The sequence below is a fragment of the Chelatococcus composti genome (genome assembly GCF_014201415.1).
Lineage (GTDB): Bacteria > Pseudomonadota > Alphaproteobacteria > Rhizobiales > Beijerinckiaceae > Chelatococcus_A > Chelatococcus_A composti.
Map to the genome: position 1 here is coordinate 111,263 of NZ_JACHEH010000006.1, position 17,735 is coordinate 128,997.

A 17,735-nucleotide genomic window follows, 5' to 3' on the forward strand; every position below is an offset into this window, starting at 1 on the left:
CTCGGGACAAGGGCTACCAGCGGCGCTCGAAACGGCGGCGCAGCAGGATGGCGAGCCCGTTCATGATAAAGAGAAAGCCGAGCAGGACCAGGATGGCGGCGGCCGTCTTGGCCTGGAACAGCGGCTCCGGCAGGTCGGACCACAGGTAGATCTGCACCGGAAGCGCCGTCGCCGCATCGGTGATGGAGCCCGGCACGTCGACGATGAACGCCACCATGCCGATGAGCAGGAGCGGCGCGGTCTCGCCGAGCGCGTGTGCCATGCCGATGATGGTGCCGGTCATGATGCCGGGCATGGCTAGCGGCAGCACGTGATGGAACACCGCCTGCTGGTGTGAGGCTCCGATGCCGAGTGCCGCCTCGCGGATCGACGGCGGTACAGATTTCAGCGCGGCGCGGCTGGCGATGATGATGGTCGGCAGCACGAGCAGGGCGAGCACGAGGCCGCCGACCAGCGGCGCCGAGCGCGGCAGGCCGAAAAAGTTGAGGAACATCGCAAGGCCGAGCAGGCCGAAGACGATCGACGGCACGGCGGCGAGATTGTTGATGTTGACCTCGATGAGGTCCGTCAGCCGGTTCTTCGGCGCGAACTCCTCGAGATAGACGGCGGCACCGACGCCGATGGGCAGGCACAGCACGAGCGTCACCAGCATGGTCAGTGCCGAGCCGACGAGCGCCCCGAGGATGCCGGCCTGTTCCGGCTCGCGGCTGTCGCCGGAGGTGAAGAAGCGGGTGGCGAAGTGCGACGAGACGAGGCCGCGCTGCTTCAGGTTCTCCAGCCAGGCGATCACCTGGTCGTCGAGGCGGCGGTCGGCTTCCGGCTGGGTCAGGGTGACGATCTCCCACCGGCCGGCCGGCGCAGCATCCGTATTGGCGAGAGGCACGAGCACGGTGCCGCGCGCCTCGGCGGCGCCGATCTCGGTCAGCTTGACGATGCCGCCGTTGATGAAAACAAGTTGTGAGGGCCGGCTGGCCGTCAGCGTCTCCGGCGCCTCGGCATTGGCGGCGCGCGCCTCGGCGGCCGAGGCTTTGGCCTCGAAGTCGGCGATGCGCCGGCTGAGCGCCTCGCGCTGGCCCTCGCCGCTGGTGGCGGCAGCAGCGGCCGCGAGCCGCGCGGCCTCGCGGCGGTTGGCCGCTGCCTGCCCGCGCAGGTCCTCCTTGATCCCGGCCAGAATGCGGGCGAAATCGGGTGCCGTGCTCCGCAGCAGGACGGTCCCGCCGTCGACCGTCACCTGCGCCTGCCCCTGGCCCGCGGTCTGGCGCCGCCCGGTCATCAGGCCCTTGAGGTAGAGATCGGCCGCATCGTCGAGCAGCGCCTCGATGGTCACCGGGTGGCCGATGATGGCGGGGTCCGCGAGGACCGCATCGCGCAGTGCCATCGCCGCACCTGAGGACAGGAGCTCGTTGTTGAGCTTGCGGCGCAGGGCCCGCGTCGTCACCTGCGGGAAGAGCTGCTGCAGCCCGGCGCGCAGCGCCGCGTCATAGTCGCCGCCGCGCAGCGCCTGCGGGTCGGTGGTGCCGTCGCTCGATACCTGCTCCAGCGTCGGCGTGACGGACATCGTCAGGCGATATTCCGTGAAGGCCGGCAGCGCCTTGATGATCACGTCGCCAATCAGGACGACGAGGAAGATCCCCGCGAGCGCGATGGCGCCGATGCCGTAGGCGCGGAAGCGCGCCTCCGCCGCATGGCGCCGCCTCAGCCGGGCCGCCGCCTCGTCAGGCGAGAGCCCCAACCGACGGGCGCCTGGAGAGGGTGCTGCGATGTCAGTCATATTGCTCTCGGTACTTGCGGACGATGCGCAGGGCGATGACGTTCAGCGTCAGCGTGAAGAAGAAGAGCACGAAGCCGAGGGCGAAGGCCGACAGGGTCTTTGCGCTGTCGAATTCCTGGTCGCCGACGAGCAGCGTCTTGATCTGCACCGTGACCGTCGTGACGGCCTCGAGGGGATTGAAGGTCAGGTTGCCGGCCAGCCCCGCCGCCATGACGACGATCATTGTCTCGCCCACGGCGCGCGAGACGGCGAGCATGAGGGCGGAGACGATGCCCGGCAGCGCCGCCGGCAGCACGACATGCTTGATGGTCTCCGATTTCGTCGCGCCCATGCCGTAGGAGCCGTCGCGCAGCGACTGCGGTACCGCGTTGATAACATCGTCCGACAGGGAGGAGACGAAGGGGATGATCATCACCCCCATGACGAGGCCGGCCGCGAGGGCGCTCTCGGACGCCACCGAGAGGCCGAGCGCCTCGCCCACGTTCTTGATGAACGGCGCCACGGTGAGCGCCGCGAAATAGCCGAAGACGACGGTGGGGATGCCGGCCAGCACCTCCAGCACCGGCTTGGCGATGGCGCGCACGCGGGGCGTCGCGTATTCGGACATGTAGATCGCTGCGAAGAGGCCGACAGGCCCCGCAACGAGCATCGCGATCAGCATGATGAGCGTGGTGCCGACGAAGAGCGGCACGGCCCCGAAGGTACCCGACTGGCCCACCTGGTCGGCGCGGATCGCCGTCTGCGGCGACCACTGCAGGCCGAAGAGGAAGTCGTACCAGGGATAGCGGGCGAAGAAGCGCAGCGTCTCGAACAGCACCGAGAAGACGATGCCGAGGGTCGTCAGGATGGCGACGGCGGAACAGGCGATGAGAACGACCTTTGTAACCTGCTCGAAGCCGTTGCGGGCGCGGAAGCCGGGCGCTAGCTGCCGGCGGCCCACGGCAAAGCCCCCCGCCGCGCCGGCAAGGCCGAGGACGATGAGCACCACCTCCGCCTCGGTGCGGGCGTCCCTGTAGGCATCAGCGGCGACGGCGATGCCGGGATGGGGCGTGCCGGCGAACTCGCCGAGGGCGAGAAGACGCGCCTCGCGCAGGCGCCCCTCCTGCTCCAGCGCGTTCTGCGGCGCGAGCTCCGCCGGCAGGGCCGCGAGCGTGCGCGCCTCGACATAGCGCGGCGCAAGCGGTGTCCACAGCGCCACGACGACGAGCATCGGCAGGACGCAGAGCGTGGCCAGGAACAGGCCGTGGTAGACCGGCAGGGAATGAAGGCGCGCGCCGCCGTCCCTGAACCCACGCCCCCTGGACCGCCCGAAGGCGAAGGCCGCCAGCGCCACGGCGACAACGAGCAGGAAGAACAAGCTAACCATCTCCGCTCCCGGGGGAGAGCACGGCAGGAGGCCGTCTCGGCGAGGGCCTCTACCGCATTTCGACGGCAAAACGAAGCGGATGGCCGTCCATCCGCCCCGCTTTCCGTTGGACGATCAGAGGCCCGCGTCGGCCGACAGCGGCTTCTGCTCCTTGACGTCCTCCCGCACCCGGGCGAGCTCGTCAGCCGGCAGCGGCACGAGACCCTTGCGCGAAAGATAGCCGTCCTCGCCCAGCGCCTTCTCGGAGACGTATTCGGCGATGAACTTGTCGAGGCCCGGCACGACGCCGATGTGCTGCTTCTTGAAGTAGACGTACAGCGGGCGCGAGACCGAGTACTCGCCTTCGGCGATGGTGTCGAAGTTTGGCGCCACACCGTCGATCTTGGCGCCCTTGATCTTCGCCGCGTTCTCCTCGAGGAAGGAGTAGCCGAAGATGCCGACCGCCTGCGGATTGGCATCGAGCTTCTGGACGATGAGGTTGTCGTTCTCTCCGGCGTCGATGTAGGCGCCGTCCTCGCGGATCGTCTTCCACGCGACGGCGAAGGCGTTCGGGTTGCTCTTCTTGAGGTCCGCGAGAACCTTCTCCGCGCCGGGCTCCATGACGAGTTCGAGGAACGAATCGCGCGTGCCAGAGGTGGGCGGCGGGCCGAGCACCTCGATCTTCTCGTTGGGCAGCGTCTTGTCGATGTCAGACCAGGACCTGTAGGGGTTGGGGACGAGCTTGCCGTCAGGACCCGGCACCTCCTTGGCGAGGGCGAGGAAGAGCTGCTCCTTCGTCAGGTCGAAGTCCGGCCCCGCCTTCGAGTTGGCGACGGTCAGACCGTCGAAGCCCACCTTAAGCTCGATGATGTCGGTGACGCCGTTCTTCCGGCAGTCCTCGAACTCGGATTTCTTGATACGGCGCGAGGCATTGGTGGCATCTGGATGGTCCGTGCCGACGCCGGCGCAGAACAGCTTCATGCCGCCGCCGGTGCCGGTCGACTCGACGACGGGCGCCTTGCCGAGGCCCGCGCGGGCGAACTGCTCCGCAACCGCCGTCGTGAAGGGATAGACCGTCGAGGAGCCGACGATGCGGATCTGGTCGCGCGCCTCGGCGGTACCGGCTGCGGCGACGCCGGCCAGGGCGAGGGCGGCGACGCTGGCGAGGGAACGGAATTTCACGGTGTGTCTCCCTGATCTCTGGAGCGGGGCGACGGTCGCATGACCGCGACCGGCCCTGTCGCTTCCGCTTCGGCGATGCCGCGGACGTCGCCGACGCCCCCCTGTCTATGAGGGCAAGGTGACAACCGAATGACAGCGTAAAATCTTGTTCTGTTTCACTTTCTGGATTCGCCGACGAGCACGGGAAGCGTCACCGTGAACGAAGCCCCCTTGCCCACCTCGCTCGCGATGGAGAGCTGCCCCCGGTGGCGCATCACGATGTGCTTGACGATGGCCAGGCCAAGACCAGTGCCGCCCTTGCCACGGCTCGCGGCGACATCGACGCGGTAGAAGCGCTCCGTCAGACGCGGCAGATGCTCTGGCGCGATGCCGGGTCCATAGTCGCGCACCTCGACAGACACCGCGCCCGCGCCGTCGGGGCGCGTCGCGGTCGTCACCCGCACGTCGACGCGGCCGCCGCTCTCGCCGTACTTGACGGCGTTCTCGATGAGGTTCTCGAAGACGCGCAGGAGCTCGTCGCGCTCCCCGCGCACGTTGACCGATCCCTCCGGCACGTCAAGCGCGATCTCGACGCCGCGCTCGCGCGCCAGCGGCAGGAGCGCGTCGATGAGGTGACGCAGCAGTGCGACAACGTCGACGATCCCGGTGGGCTGCACATGCACGCTGAGCTCGATGCGCGACAGCGACAGCAGGTCGTCGATGAGTCGGGCCATGCGCTGCGCCTGCTCGCGCATGATCGCGAGGAAGCGCTCGCGGGCCGCTTCGTCGTTGCGCGCCGGCCCCTGCAGGGTCTCGATAAAGCCCATCAGGGAGGCGAGCGGCGTACGCAGTTCGTGGCTGGCGTTGGCGACAAAGTCGACGCGCATGTGCTCCAGCCGCCGCGCCGGTGTCAGGTCGCGGAAGTAGAGCGCGGCGCCGGCGCGGGCGCCGTCGTTGCCGGCCTCGCCGGTCAGCGGCGCGATGTGCACCTCGAGGGCGCGCTCCACCGGCACGCGCTCGACGAACTCGACCGCTTCGGCCTCGCCGCCCTTCACCACCCGCTCGAGGCCGTCGAGCACGTCCGGCGCGCGCAGCGCAAGGGACAGGGGGTGGCCGTTGCGCAAGCCCGGCAGAACTGCCGTTGCCGCCCGGTTGGCGTCCACCACGAGGCCGCGCCGGTTCACGATGATGACGGGGTCGGGCAGCGCCGCCAGCACCGCCGCGGGGCCGAAGGCCTGCTGCTCGCTGCGCTCGCTGATGGTTACCGCGCGGTCGCCCGGCGGCCGGCGGTCGCGGAAGGCGAGCCCCGCCACCGCGAGACTGGCGAGTGCCGCCAGGGCGGTCCAGACGCCGACGACACCACCGGCGAGCGCTGCCAGCGTGAAGATGGCACAGCTGAGGCCCGCGGTCCTGAGCGCGATGGCATTGGCGCTGAGCCGCAGGCTGTTCTTGGTCGTCTCGATCATGCCCCTTGCCCGAACCGGCCGCCCCGGGGGCCGAGGCCGGCGAATCGGGACGGGCGGCAGGTCTCAAGAAGTCATCTCAACCGCGCTTCCGCGTCATCCCGATGACAGTGGCCCGGCGCTTCTCATCCGCGGCCGGCCCCTTTGGCCAGCTCGTCGAGCCGCGCCTGCATCTCGAGCACCTGGCGCTTGAGCTCGTCCAGGTCGTCGCTCGACTGACGCGCTTCGCCCTGGCGCGGGCGGGCGGCAGCCTCCTCCTGCTGCTCGACGCGCGGCCCGAAGGGGGAGAACAGCTTCAGCGCCTCGCCGAACATCGCCATGTTCGTGCGCACGTGCTCTTCCATGCTCTTGAACGCTGCCGCGGGGCCGAAGGCCTCGGCCATCTTCTCGCGCAGCTTCTGCTGCTCGCGCGTGAAATTCTCGATGGAGAACTCGAGGTAGCTCGGCACCAGCGCCTGCATGCTGTCGCCATAGAAGCGGATGAGCTGGCGCAGGAAGGCAACCGGCAGCAGGTTCTGCCCGGCCTTGTTCTCCTCCTCGAAGATGATCTGCGTCAGCACGGAACGGGTGATGTCCTCGTTGGTCTTGGCGTCGAAGACGACGAAATCCTCCCCTTCACGCACCATCTGCGCGAGATCCTCGAGGGTGACGTAAGTGCTGGTTCCCGTGTGATAGAGGCGACGGTTGGCGTATTTCTTGATGACCGTCGGATTTTCTTTTGTCGCCATGGCTCTGCTTTGTCTCGTCCCGGCCCGGATGCAGGCTCCGCCGCAGCGCCCCGAAGCATCTCCGGCACCGACCGGTTGCCTGCGCACGGCCTCCCCGGCCAGACGATAGGCGCTAATCGGCGCGACGAAAACTCATTTGTGCGACATGGCGGCGCGGAGTGCATTGACGTGTTGCGCTTGACGCTATGCAGCCCCCCCTCGAAGATGACCCACGACCCGTCACACATGGCCGCGTCGGGGCGACCACGGCATGGGAGCAAGGGCCGCCAGGACCGGTGAAACAAGGAAACTCAAGGAGATCGCCATGGCCTCCACGGACATCGTCATCGTCGCCGCCACACGCACGCCGGTAGGCTCTTTCAACGGCTCCTTCGCCAACGTGCCGGCGCATGTGCTGGGCGCTGCCGCCATCAAGGGCGCCCTGGAGCAGGCGGGTGTGGCTGCCGAGGAGGTGGACGAAGTCATCCTCGGCCAGGTCCTGACGGCTACCGAAGGCCAGAACCCTGCCCGCCAGGCCGCCATGAAGGCCGGCATCCCGGTCAGCAAGACGGCCTGGGGCCTCAACCAGGTCTGTGGCTCCGGTCTGCGCGCCGTCGCCCTCGGCATGCAGCAGATCGCCAACGGAGACGCCTCGGTCATCGTCGCCGGCGGACAGGAATCGATGTCGCTGGCGCCGCACGCGGTCCATATGCGCGCCGGCACGAAGTTCGGCGACGTGCAGTTCATCGACACGATGATTCGTGACGGCCTGTGGGACGCCTTCCACGGCTATCACATGGGCGTAACCGCCGAGAACGTGGCGCAGAAGTGGCAGATCAGCCGCGAGGAGCAGGACGCCTTCGCCGTCGCTTCGCAGAACAAGGCCGAGGCGGCCAAGAAGGCCGGCCGCTTCGCAGACGAGATCACGCCTGTGACGGTTGCCTCACGCAAAGGCGACATCGTCGTCGACAGCGACGAGTACATCCGCGAGGGCGTGACGCTTGAGGCGGTCGGCAAGCTCCGGCCCGCCTTCCAGAAGGACGGCACGGTGACGGCGGGCAACGCCTCCGGCCTGAACGACGGCGCTGCGGCGCTGGTGCTCATGACGGCCGCCGAAGCCGAGCGGCGCGGCCTGACGCCGCTTGCCCGCATCGCCTCTTGGGCGACGGCGGGCGTCGAGCCGGCTGTCATGGGCTCGGGTCCCATCCCGGCCTCGCGCAAGGCGCTCGAGAAGGCAGGCTGGAAGGTGCAGGACCTCGACCTCGTCGAGGCGAACGAGGCCTTCGCCGCCCAGGCCCTCGCCGTCAACAAGGACATGGGCTGGGATCCGCAGATCGTGAACGTCAACGGCGGCGCGATCGCCATCGGCCATCCCATCGGCGCCTCGGGCGCACGCATCCTGACCACGCTGCTTCATGAGATGCGCCGGCGCAATGCCAAGAAGGGCCTCGCGACGCTGTGCATCGGCGGCGGCATGGGCATTGCCATGTGCGTGGAGCGATAAGGGGGGCGGACGCAAGGGGTCCGGCGGCCGCGTCCCTCCTGGGCAAGGATAATGGCCAGAGGGAGAAAGAAATGGCACGAGTTGCAGTTGTCACCGGCGGTACACGCGGCATAGGGGCCGCGATCTCACGCGCCCTGAAAGCGGCAGGGCATACGGTCGCCGCCAACTACGCCGGCAACGATGAGGCCGCCGCCCGGTTCAAGAGCGAAACCGGAATCGCTGTATACAAGTGGGACGTGGGCGATGCCGCCGCCTGTGCCGAGGGGCTCGCGCGTGTCGCGGCCGACCTCGGCCCGGTGGACATCCTCGTCAACAACGCCGGCATCACCCGCGACGGCATGTTCCACCGCATGACCTTCGAGCAATGGCATGCGGTGATCCGCACCAACCTCGATTCCATGTTCACGATGACCCGCCCGGTCATCGAGGGTATGCGCGAGCGCGGATTCGGCCGCATCATCAACATCTCGTCCATCAACGGCCAGAAGGGCCAGATGGGCCAGACGAACTATGCGGCCGCCAAGGCCGGCGTGATCGGCTTCACGAAGGCGCTGGCGCTGGAGAACGCCGCCAAGGGCGTCACCGTCAACTGCATCTGCCCCGGCTACATCGACACCGACATGGTGGCTGCCGTGCCGGAGGACGTGCTGAAGAAGATCATCGCCGGCATCCCCGTGGGCCGGCTCGGCCGCGCGGAGGAGATTGCTGCCGCGGTGGTCTATCTCGCCTCCGACGCCGCCGGCTTCGCTACCGGCTCGGTCATGACCATCAACGGCGGCCAGTACATGGCCAACGGCTGACCAGGCGCGCGTCATTCCTCCCGGAAGGCGCGCGCCCATTGGTCCGTCAGCGGCTTCATCAGATAGGACAGGGCCGAGCGCGAGCGCGTCATGATGTGAACCTCGACCGGCATGCCCGGCACGAGTTCGCGCTGGCCGAGGCGCGCCAGCTCCTCCGGAGCCAGGCGGACGCGGACCTTGTAGAACGCCACCCCCGTCGCCGCGTCGGTCGTGAGATCGGGCGCGACGCTGATGACCGTGCCGAACAGCTCGGGTGTGGTGCGCTGGTTGAAGGCCGACAGGCGCGCCACGGCCGTCTGGCCCACCACGACCTGATCGATATCCGCCGGCGAGACCCGGGCCTCGACGACGAGTTCGTCGCCGCGCGGCACGATAAGCATCATGACCTGCCCGGCGGTGACGACCGCCCCGGCCGCATGCACGTCAAGCTGGTGGACAATGCCATCCTGCGGCGCGCGGATGTCGACGCGCTCGAGCTGGCTCAGCGCCGCAGCCCTGCGCTCGACGAGATCCCCGATGCGGGTCTCGTAATCGCGCAGTTCGTGCATAACTTCGGTGCGGCGATTCTGGTCGAGCTGGATGATCTGCAGTTCCATCTCGGCAATGCGGCCCCTGACCTGCGCGATGGCCGCAACGATCTGGCCGCGCTCGCCGCCGAGGCGCGCAGCCTCGCGCTGCAGCAGCTTGAGCCGATTGATCTGCACGAGGTTGCGCTCGAACAGGGCGAGGACACCCGAGAGCTCTTCCTCGATCAGCGCGATCTCGCGTTCCTTGGCTGCCTGCTGGGCCTCGAGCCCCTCGATCTCGCGCAGCGACTGCGCGATGCGCTCGCGAAGCTGTGCCTTCTGTCCCTCGATCGCCAGGCGGCGGGCGCTGAAAAGACCGTTTTCGCCGTCGATCACCGCTGCGACCTCCGCATCCGTCTCACCCCTCGCGGCGAACTCCGGCGGGAAGGCGACGGCGGCGAGGCCGTCGCGCTCGGCAACCAGACGGGCGACGCGCCCCGTCGCCTGGTCAAGCTGCTTGGAGACGAGCTGCAGGCTGGCAGTGGCGATGGTGTCGTCGAGACGCGCCAGCACGTCGCCCTCCCGCACCACGTCGCCTTCCCTGACCTTGAGCACGGCGACGACGCCGCCCGTCGGATGCTGCACGCGCTTGACGTGTGACTTCACCACGAGCAGGCCGGGGGCGATGACTGCACCGGCGAGCTGGGCCACCGTGGCCCATCCACCGATCGAGCCGATCAGCAGGAAGGAAAGAGCAAGGCCCAGCGTCAGATGGCGCTGGATCGACCGCTTTTCCCCTCCGGGCAACAGGGATCCGTTCATTGGGCACCGACCTTGCTGTTCTGGTCCGTGGCGGACGGCGACGCGCTGCCGGCCGATCCCGGCTGGCCGCGCATGCGGCGCAACACCTCCTGGTGCGGGCCGAAGGCTTGCAGTGCTCCGTCGCGCATGATCGCGATCCGGTCGACGCCGGCGAGCACGGCCGGGCGATGCGCTACGACGACCACAATGCCGCCACGGGCGCGCACGCCCTGAATGGCTTCCGTCAGCGCGTCCTCGCCTTCCGCGTCGAGATTGGAGTTGGGCTCGTCGAGAACGACGAGAAAGGGATCGCGATAGAGTGCCCGGGCGAGCGCCAGGCGTTGCCGCTGGCCTGCCGAGAGGATTTCGCCCCCCTCGCCGATCTCCGTTTCGTACCCGTCCGGCAGGCTCAGAATCATCTCGTGCACGCCAGCGGCCATGGCGGCGGCGATGACCGCCTCGGCGGCCGGATTCTCCTCGAAGCGGGCGATGTTGGCGGCGACGGTGCCGGCGAGCAGTTCCACGTCCTGGGGCAGATAGCCGATGTGCCGGCCGAGCGCCTCGCCCCACTGGTCGAGCGCGGCCCCGTCGAGGCGCACGGCTCCCGACACGGGCGGCCAGACACCGACGAGCGCGCGCAGGAGGGTCGACTTTCCGGCGGCGCTGGGGCCGATGATGCCGAGCCCCTGCCCCGCCCGCAGGGCAAAGGACACGTTGCGCACGCTCGGCCGGCGCTGCCCCGGCGCGGCGACCGACAGCTGCTCGACGACCACGCTGGCGACGGGCGCCGGCAGGTCGAGCCGGGGCGATGGTGGCGGCAGGGCCGAGAGAACCCTGGCCAGCCGGCGCCAGCTGTCGCGCGCCGCCACGAAGGACTTCCACTGCCCGATGGCAAGCTCGACCGGTGCGAGCGCCCGCGTGGTGGCGATGGACGCGGCGATGATGGCGCCGGCTGTCATCTGGCCGCGGATGGTCAACCACGCTCCGAGTGCCAGGATGAGCGACTGCAACAGGATCCTGAGGGCGCGCGAGGCGGCACCGAGCCCTCCGACGATGTCGCCCGCCCGCCGCTGCTCGGCGAGAAAGGCCGTATTGAGACGCAGCCAGCGCTCCGTCACCCGCTCACCGAAGCCCATCGCGCGCAGCACCTCGGCGTTACGGCGCCCGGCAAGGCCGAGGCCGATGCGCTGTGCGTTCTGCGTGGCCAGCGCGCGCTGGGGGCCACGTGACATCATCTCGGTCGATACCGTCAGGGCGACCAGTATCAGGGCTCCGAAGGTCGCGAGCAGGCCGAGGAAAGGATGCAGCGCGTAGACGAAGAGCAGGTAGAGCGGCATCCAAGGCAGGTCGAAGAAGGCTGACGGACCGGGCCCGGCGACGAAGTGACGCAAGGTGTCGAGGTCGCGCACCGGGGTGAGGCCGTCGTCCTGTACGGCGCTCCTGAGTGGCAGGGCGAGGACGCAGCTGAACACACGCGAACCGAGCTGCGCGTGCAGGTGGCCGCTGACACGAGTCAGGATCCGGCTGCGCACCGCCTCGAGCACGCCTTGGAAACCGAGCAGGAGCACCACAAGGACGCACAGCGTGGCGAGCGTCGGCTCGCTGCGGCTCGACAACACCCGGTCATAGACCTGCAGCATGAAGATGGAGCTGGACAATGCCAGACAGTTGATGACCCCCGAGACGAGGGCGAGACCCGCGAAAACCCGGTTGAGACGCAAGAATGCCGTAGCCAGTTCGCTGCGCGGCTCGCTCATCGACACGTATCCTCAGGGCCGAATCCGCAAGGGGCATCACACGGGCAGCGATGTCGGTGGCCGCCGTATTAGGGCTGGGAGAGCCGGGGGCGGCGAGCTGCGGCACACCGTGGGGGAAAGGTGGAAGGACCGCCGCCCCCGGCTCGAAGCGCTCCTGACCGGTAGCGCCCGCAATAACTGTATACGTCGATCTTATTACTTCATAAACAGCGACGACGATCCTGCAACATCAATTGCACAGGAAGCAATATTTATTCCGAATGCTTCTTATTTAGTAGAAACCGTCTGGAATTTTTCCATGCGAACGACACATAATGACATGCAAAGCCTTCCCGCCCGCGTGGCATCGCGCGCTCGTCCGGCAGCGGACTGCGAATCAGGCTTTCGATGTTTCGGCTGTCGTGTCCGCCGGCATCGTCCCGCGCCAGCCGGCGGCGGTGAGGGCAGCGTGCATGTGCGCCGGTGCGGGCGCCGCGACACGCACGGCCGCGCGGTTCGGATAGAGCGGAATAGCGAGTGCGGCGGCGTGCAGGTGCAGTCCGGGCCCGCCCGTGCGCGGGGCGTGGCCGTAGATGGCGTCGCCGCGGATGGGAAAGCCCGCCGCGGCACAGTGGACGCGCAGCTGATGGGTGCGGCCCGTCACCGGCGTCAGGGCGAGCCAGGCGAGGCCCTCGCCCCGGCCGAGCACACGCCAGCGCGTCAGTGCCGGCTGTCCGGCAGGGTCCACCTTCATCCACCACCCGCGCGAGGGATCGCGGGGGGCGAGCGGCAGGTCGATCTCGCCCGCCTCGTCGGCCGGCCCACCCTCGACGACGGCCCAGTAGGTCTTCTCGACCTTGCCGGACCGGAACAGCCGCCCCAGCTTGTCGAGTGCCTTGCGATGGCGGCCGAGGACGAGGCATCCCGACGTGTCACGGTCGAGCCGGTGGGCGAGTTCCGGACGGCGCGGCACGCCGAAGCGCAGCGCGTCCAGATGGTCGCTGAGCGTCTCGTTGCTCTTCGCCGTGCCGCTGCGCGGGCCGGGATGGACCGGCATGCCCGCCGGCTTGTCGATCACCAGCATCAGCGCGTCGCGATAGATGAGGCGCGACATTATATCGAAGGGCAACTCTTTCTCGTTCATGCGCTTCGGGCTATCGAGGGGGCAGGCCGAGAGCAAGGGAAAAGACGCGAGGACAGATGAGCGACGGCGACAAGGACAAGCGCGGGATGCTGGCCCGGCTCTTCCGGCGCGGTGAGGCCCCCCAGTCGCAGCCCAAGGTGCCGCCTCCGCAGGCCGAAGCGCCGCAGGACGACACGCCCCCCTCGACGCCCGAGACGGCCCCCCCGCCCGCTCCGCGGCGCAGCTGGTGGCAGCGGCTGAAGGAGGGACTGGCGCGCACCTCCTCCTCGCTCGGCCTCGGCATCACCGAGCTGTTCTCCAAGCGCCGGCTCGACGCCGCAACCCTCGAGGATCTGGAAGACATCCTCATCCAGGCCGACCTCGGCATCGAGACGGCAGCGCGCATCACGCGCTCCATCGCCGAGGGGCGCTACGACAAGTCCATCGACCCCGAGGAGGTCAAGGCGGTGCTGGCGCGCGAGGTTGAGGCAGTGCTCGCCCCCGTCGCCCGGCCCCTCGCCGTCGATGCCGACCGCAAGCCCTTCGTCATCCTGATGGTCGGTGTCAACGGCTCGGGCAAGACCACCACCATCGGCAAGCTGGCGGCGAAGTTCCGTGCGGAGGGCCGCAAGGTGATGCTGGCCGCGGGCGACACGTTCCGCGCCGCGGCCATCGAGCAGCTCAAGGTCTGGGGCGAGCGCACCGGCGCCAGGGTGATCGCACGCGAGCAGGGCGCCGACGCGGCGGGTCTTGCCTTCGACGCCCTGACCGAGGCCCGGGCCACGGGAACCGACGTGCTCCTCGTCGACACGGCCGGCCGCCTGCAGAACAAGGCCGGCCTGATGGCCGAACTCGAGAAGGTGGTGCGCGTCATGAAGAAGATCGACGAGACGGCACCCCATGCCGTGCTGCTCGTCCTCGACGCCACCACCGGCCAGAACGCGGTGAGCCAGGTGGAGATCTTCGGCAAGACGGCCGGCGTGACCGGCCTCGTCATGACCAAGCTCGACGGCACGGCCCGCGGCGGCATCCTCGTCTCCATCGCCGCCAAATTCGGCCTGCCGGTGCATTTCATCGGCGTCGGCGAAGGCGTCGACGATCTCGAGCCCTTCACGGCGCGGGACTTCGCCCGCGCCATTGCCGGACTGGAATGACAAGCCCCATGTCGAAAGAGCTCATCGAGAGCGATCCGAAGGGTCAGCACCTGCCGCCGCTCGTCAAGCTTGCACTGGAGCTGGGGCCGCTCGGGCTGTTTTTCCTCGCCAACAGCCGGCCTGGGCTTTTCGCGCCGCTCGTGCCGGCGTCGATCCTCGCCGGCGAGCAGGCCGGCATCTTCACCGCAACGGCGGTCTTCATGGTGGCGACGCTGGTGGCGCTTGCCATCCACTACCGGCTCGTTCGCAAGCTGCCGATCATGCCGCTCGTCTCGGGCATCGTCGTGCTCGTCTTCGGCACGCTGACGCTCGTGCTGCACGATGAGCTGTTCATCAAACTCAAGCCGACCATCGTGAACACCCTGTTTGGCGTGGTGCTGCTCGGCGGCCTCGCCTTCGGCAAGTCCCTGCTCGGCTTCGTGCTCGACAGCGTTTTCGAGCTCGATGCCGAGGGCTGGCGCAAGCTGACGCTGCGCTGGGGTCTCTTCTTTCTTTTTCTCGCGGTGCTCAACGAGGTCGTCTGGCGTACGCAGTCGACGGATTTCTGGGTGAGTTTCAAGGTCTTCGGCGTGATGCCCATCACGCTCGCCTTCGCGCTCGCGCAGACGCCGCTCATCATGCGCCACAGTCCAGCGGAGAAGGACGAGCGGTCGTGATGCCGGCTCCCGCTCAGTCCTCGCTGCCGGCGAGCGTATAGATCGGCATCGCCTCGCTGCGCCCGCGCAAGGCCTGGGTGCCGAGGCTGCGCCATGGCGAGCCCGGCTGCTCCGGATCCTCGCCCGCCGCTGCCAGCACATCGCGCGAGGCAACCAGCGACACCTCGAAGGCCTTGGCAGCATCCTCGAGCCGGGCTGTGACGTTGACGGCATCGCCCATGACGGTGAATTCGAGGCGCTGCTCGTCGCCAATCGCGCCGACGAAGGCCGTGCCGAAATGGACGCCCATGCCCACGGCCACGGGCGCGGCATCGGCCGCCTTGCGCAGGGCGTTCCATTCGTCGATCGAGGCGAGCATGGAGCGGCAGAAGGCGAGCGCCCGGGCCGCGTCGTCGCCGCCGGTCTGCGGCAGGCCGAAGATGATGAAGGCACCGTCGCCGATGAACTTGTCGATGACACCGCCGTGCTGGCGCGCCGCGCGCGTGACGCGGGCCCGGAAGGCGCCGATGAAGCTCGTCAGTGCCGCCGGGCTCATGGCCTCGCCCATGGCGGTGGAGCCGCGGATGTCGATGAAGACGAGCGCCACCTCGGCACGACGCCCGGTGCGCAGCTCCTCAATGTTGTCGCTCGACAGCACCGGCACCAGCTCGGCGGGCAGATAGCGCGCCAGGTTGAGCCGGCGCGTCGTCTCCTCCACCGCCTGGTGGAGGAGGCGCCGGCCGCGCAGCGTGGCGAGGACAAGCGCCGCCCCGCCGAGGGCGAACATGGCGGCCCGGGCCGTGTTCGCCGGCAGGGAGTAGAACATCCCCATGTCGTGCAGGAGGACCTCCGGAAGCGGCGGCGTGCGCGCCCCTCCCACGCCAACGACGAGTGCGAGGCCGGCCAGCATCAGGCAGAGGGCATAGAACTGCACGCCGGGGCGAATGCGCAGGGCGCTGACGGCGAGGAGCAAGGGGAAGACGCCGACCACCGGGAACATGCTCATGAAGGCCACCGGCAGGCCCATGTCGCGCAGGTCGGCGAGGAGGCTTCCGACGAGGACGACAACGTCGACCGTCACCGTCACATAGGCCATCCACGGCCGCCAGCGGCCGAACTTCACGAGAAGGTAGACGACAAGGCCCGCGAAGAAGAGCAGGGCGAGCGTCGCCCTCGCCTGGTTGCGCGCCTCCGTGAGGTCGAGCAGGGAGATGTTGTTGCTGCGCTTGAGGACGATCTCCACCGTACCGAGCAGCGCGACGGCGATGGCCATGCGCACCACGCTTGCAGCCCGCTCGGCCGACAGGTCGGCCTCGAGCAGCAGACGATCGCTGCCATTCACCGGCGCTGGCGCCATCGCTCCCCCTAGTGTTGCTGCGCTGCTCGCAGCGCAGGCAGAAAGGTTCCGCTCAGGCTGTCCGGCGTCAACGGGCCGATGTGCTTGTGCCGGATGGTGCCGTCCGGGCCGACGATGAACGTCTCCGGCACGCCGTAGACCCCCCAGTCGATGGCGGCGCGGCCGCTCTCGTCGACGCCTACCGCACTGAAGGGGTTGCCGAGGGCGCCGAGGAAGCGGCGCGCATTCTCGGGATTGTCCTTGTAGTTGAGGCCGAGGAGGCGCACGCCCGGCTGGGCCGCGAGCTCCATCAGCAGCGGATGCTCCTGCCGGCAGGGCGCGCACCAGGACGCCCAGACATTGACGACAGTGACCTCGCCCCGCTTCAGGTCCGCGTCGGAAAAGCCGGGCACCGGCGCGCCGTTCGCTCCGGTCAGGCCGTCGAGCGGCGGCAGAGAGAAGGTGGGCACCGGGCGGCCGATCAGCGCCGAGGGCACCCGCGAGGGGTCGCCCGAGAAGAGGCGCACGAGGAAGAGCCCCGCCAGCAGCAGGAAGACCACGAGGGGAATGAGGAGGATGAGCCGGCGGCGGCGCACCTCGGGAGACGCCGCTTCGGCCTCGGCGGCGATGCCGTTCCGAGGGTCGCTCATCGCGCCTCCTCCCGACGGGCCGACCGACGGCGCACGCCGCGAGCCTCAAGCTGCGCAATGGCACGCCGCAGGGCGCGATGGTCGAAGACGGCGCGCAGCACGAGCCCGCCGACGACGAGCGTGGTCAGGGCATAGCTCGCGACGATGAAGCCGGTGTGAGGATCGTTCATCGGGCAGCTCCCGCAGCCGGCTCGACGCCTGCGTCGAGCTGCTCGGCCTCCATCAGTCGCAGGCTGCGCACGCGCCGGCGCAGGATCTCGTTGCGCATGCCGGCAAGGTGCAGGGCGATGGCGAGGACCGTGAAGGCGACGGCCATGACGAGGAGTGGCCACAACATCGAGGGATGGATGGTGGGCCCGTCGATGCGGAAGACCGCCGCCGGCTGGTGCAGCGTGCTCCACCAGTCCACCGAGAACTTGATGATGGGGATGTTGACGACGCCGACGAGTGTCAGCACAGCCACGGCCCGCGCCGCCCGGGCGGGGTCGTCCACGGCCCGCCACAGGGCGATGATGCCGAGATACATGAGAAAGAGCACGAGGACGGAGGTGAGCCGCGCGTCCCACACCCACCACGTGCCCCACATCGGCTTGCCCCAGAGCGAGCCGGTGACGAGGCAGACGAAGGTGAAGGCGGCTCCGATGGGCGCCGCAGCCTTCTGCGCAACGTCGGCAAGCGGGTGGCGCCACACGAGCGTGCCGAGCGCCGAGGCGCTCATCATCACGTACATGAACAGGCCGAGCCACGCGGCGGGCACGTGGACGAACATGATGCGCACCGTCTCGCCCTGCTGGTAGTCCGGCGGCGCCACAAAGAAGGAGAGGTAGAGCCCGACGGCGAGCAGGACGGCCGCGAGCGCGGCGAGCCACGGCAGCAACCTGTCGGCGAGGCCGAGAAAGCGCGTCGGATTGGCGAGGTTCCAGAGGCTCGTGAGGCGCGGCACGCGGTCGTTCGTTCCAGAATTCGAGGGATGGCTCCGGGGACCGCGGATGCGGATCCCTCCGCCTGATCTAACGTCGCGCGATCGTGGCCGCAATTGGGCG

At 68.8% G+C, this 17,735-nt stretch carries 16 protein-coding genes; 4 read left to right on the forward strand and 12 right to left on the reverse strand.

The window, feature by feature from the left end:
• Positions 1-13: 13 nt before the first annotated feature.
• From pstA to phaR, 5 genes are all read right to left on the reverse strand, one after another.
• A complete protein-coding gene (gene pstA, locus HNQ73_RS13780) occupies positions 14-1,771 on the reverse strand; it encodes a phosphate ABC transporter permease PstA (protein ID WP_183335463.1) in 1,758 nt (585 codons plus the stop codon).
• Positions 1,764-3,137, reverse strand: a complete 1,374-nt coding sequence (pstC, locus tag HNQ73_RS13785; protein WP_183335464.1) for a phosphate ABC transporter permease subunit PstC — start codon at positions 3,135-3,137, stop codon at positions 1,764-1,766. Before pstC ends, pstA begins: the two co-directional genes overlap by 8 nt.
• Before the next feature lie 114 nt (positions 3,138-3,251).
• Complete coding sequence (locus HNQ73_RS13790; protein ID WP_183335465.1) at positions 3,252-4,298, reverse strand: PstS family phosphate ABC transporter substrate-binding protein; 1,047 nt, start codon at positions 4,296-4,298, stop codon at positions 3,252-3,254.
• 155 nt (positions 4,299-4,453) lie between these two features.
• On the reverse strand, positions 4,454-5,743 hold the full coding sequence (locus HNQ73_RS13795; RefSeq protein ID WP_183335466.1) for an ATP-binding protein: 1,290 nt from the start codon (positions 5,741-5,743) through the stop codon (positions 4,454-4,456).
• A 122-nt stretch (positions 5,744-5,865) separates the two neighbouring features.
• On the reverse strand, positions 5,866-6,468 hold the full coding sequence (phaR, locus tag HNQ73_RS13800) for a polyhydroxyalkanoate synthesis repressor PhaR (protein ID WP_183335467.1): 603 nt from the start codon (positions 6,466-6,468) through the stop codon (positions 5,866-5,868).
• A 304-nt stretch (positions 6,469-6,772) separates the two neighbouring features.
• On the opposite strand from phaR, the gene HNQ73_RS13805 reads away from it, so the two are divergent.
• Entirely contained in the window at positions 6,773-7,951 is a 1,179-nt protein-coding gene (locus HNQ73_RS13805; RefSeq protein ID WP_183335468.1) for an acetyl-CoA C-acetyltransferase, read from the forward strand.
• Positions 7,952-8,022: 71 nt separating this feature from the next.
• Positions 8,023-8,751, forward strand: coding sequence for an acetoacetyl-CoA reductase (phbB, locus tag HNQ73_RS13810; protein WP_183335469.1), 729 nt, complete (start codon positions 8,023-8,025; stop codon positions 8,749-8,751).
• A gap of 11 nt (positions 8,752-8,762) precedes the next feature.
• Here the strand turns inward: phbB and HNQ73_RS13815 are convergent, their stop codons facing one another.
• The 3 genes from HNQ73_RS13815 to HNQ73_RS13825 form a co-directional block, all read right to left on the reverse strand.
• Positions 8,763-10,079: an HlyD family type I secretion periplasmic adaptor subunit gene (locus HNQ73_RS13815; protein ID WP_183335470.1), complete on the reverse strand. Its 1,317-nt coding sequence runs from the start codon at positions 10,077-10,079 to the stop codon at positions 8,763-8,765.
• The gene (locus tag HNQ73_RS13820) at positions 10,076-11,815 is read right to left on the reverse strand and encodes a type I secretion system permease/ATPase (protein ID WP_183335471.1); all 1,740 of its coding nucleotides are present in this window, start codon (positions 11,813-11,815) and stop codon (positions 10,076-10,078) included. Before HNQ73_RS13820 ends, HNQ73_RS13815 begins: the two co-directional genes overlap by 4 nt.
• 376 nt (positions 11,816-12,191) lie before the next feature.
• Positions 12,192-12,938: an RluA family pseudouridine synthase gene (locus HNQ73_RS13825; RefSeq protein ID WP_183335472.1), complete on the reverse strand. Its 747-nt coding sequence runs from the start codon at positions 12,936-12,938 to the stop codon at positions 12,192-12,194.
• 56 nt (positions 12,939-12,994) lie between these two features.
• Between HNQ73_RS13825 and ftsY the strand changes: the two genes are divergently transcribed.
• Positions 12,995-14,071 carry a signal recognition particle-docking protein FtsY gene (ftsY, locus tag HNQ73_RS13830; RefSeq protein WP_183335473.1) on the forward strand — a complete coding sequence of 359 codons (1,077 nt, stop codon included), beginning with the start codon at positions 12,995-12,997 and terminating at the stop codon, positions 14,069-14,071.
• An 8-nt stretch (positions 14,072-14,079) separates the two neighbouring features.
• The gene (locus HNQ73_RS13835) at positions 14,080-14,727 is read left to right on the forward strand and encodes a septation protein A (protein ID WP_183335474.1); all 648 of its coding nucleotides are present in this window, start codon (positions 14,080-14,082) and stop codon (positions 14,725-14,727) included.
• 13 nt (positions 14,728-14,740) lie between these two features.
• Here the strand turns inward: HNQ73_RS13835 and HNQ73_RS13840 are convergent, their stop codons facing one another.
• Genes HNQ73_RS13840 through HNQ73_RS13855 form a run of 4 tightly spaced genes read right to left on the reverse strand, consistent with a single transcriptional unit; the run spans position 14,741 to position 17,635 of the window.
• Complete coding sequence (locus HNQ73_RS13840; protein ID WP_183335475.1) at positions 14,741-16,063, reverse strand: adenylate/guanylate cyclase domain-containing protein; 1,323 nt, start codon at positions 16,061-16,063, stop codon at positions 14,741-14,743.
• Positions 16,064-16,071: 8 nt separating this feature from the next.
• A complete protein-coding gene (locus HNQ73_RS13845; protein WP_183335476.1) occupies positions 16,072-16,692 on the reverse strand; it encodes a DsbE family thiol:disulfide interchange protein in 621 nt (206 codons plus the stop codon).
• Complete coding sequence (gene ccmD / locus HNQ73_RS13850) at positions 16,689-16,862, reverse strand: heme exporter protein CcmD (protein ID WP_183335477.1); 174 nt, start codon at positions 16,860-16,862, stop codon at positions 16,689-16,691. The genes HNQ73_RS13845 and ccmD overlap by 4 nt, the downstream gene beginning before the upstream one ends.
• Positions 16,859-17,635 carry a heme ABC transporter permease gene (locus HNQ73_RS13855; RefSeq protein WP_183335478.1) on the reverse strand — a complete coding sequence of 259 codons (777 nt, stop codon included), beginning with the start codon at positions 17,633-17,635 and terminating at the stop codon, positions 16,859-16,861. The genes ccmD and HNQ73_RS13855 overlap by 4 nt, the downstream gene beginning before the upstream one ends.
• Positions 17,636-17,735 lie beyond the last annotated feature (100 nt).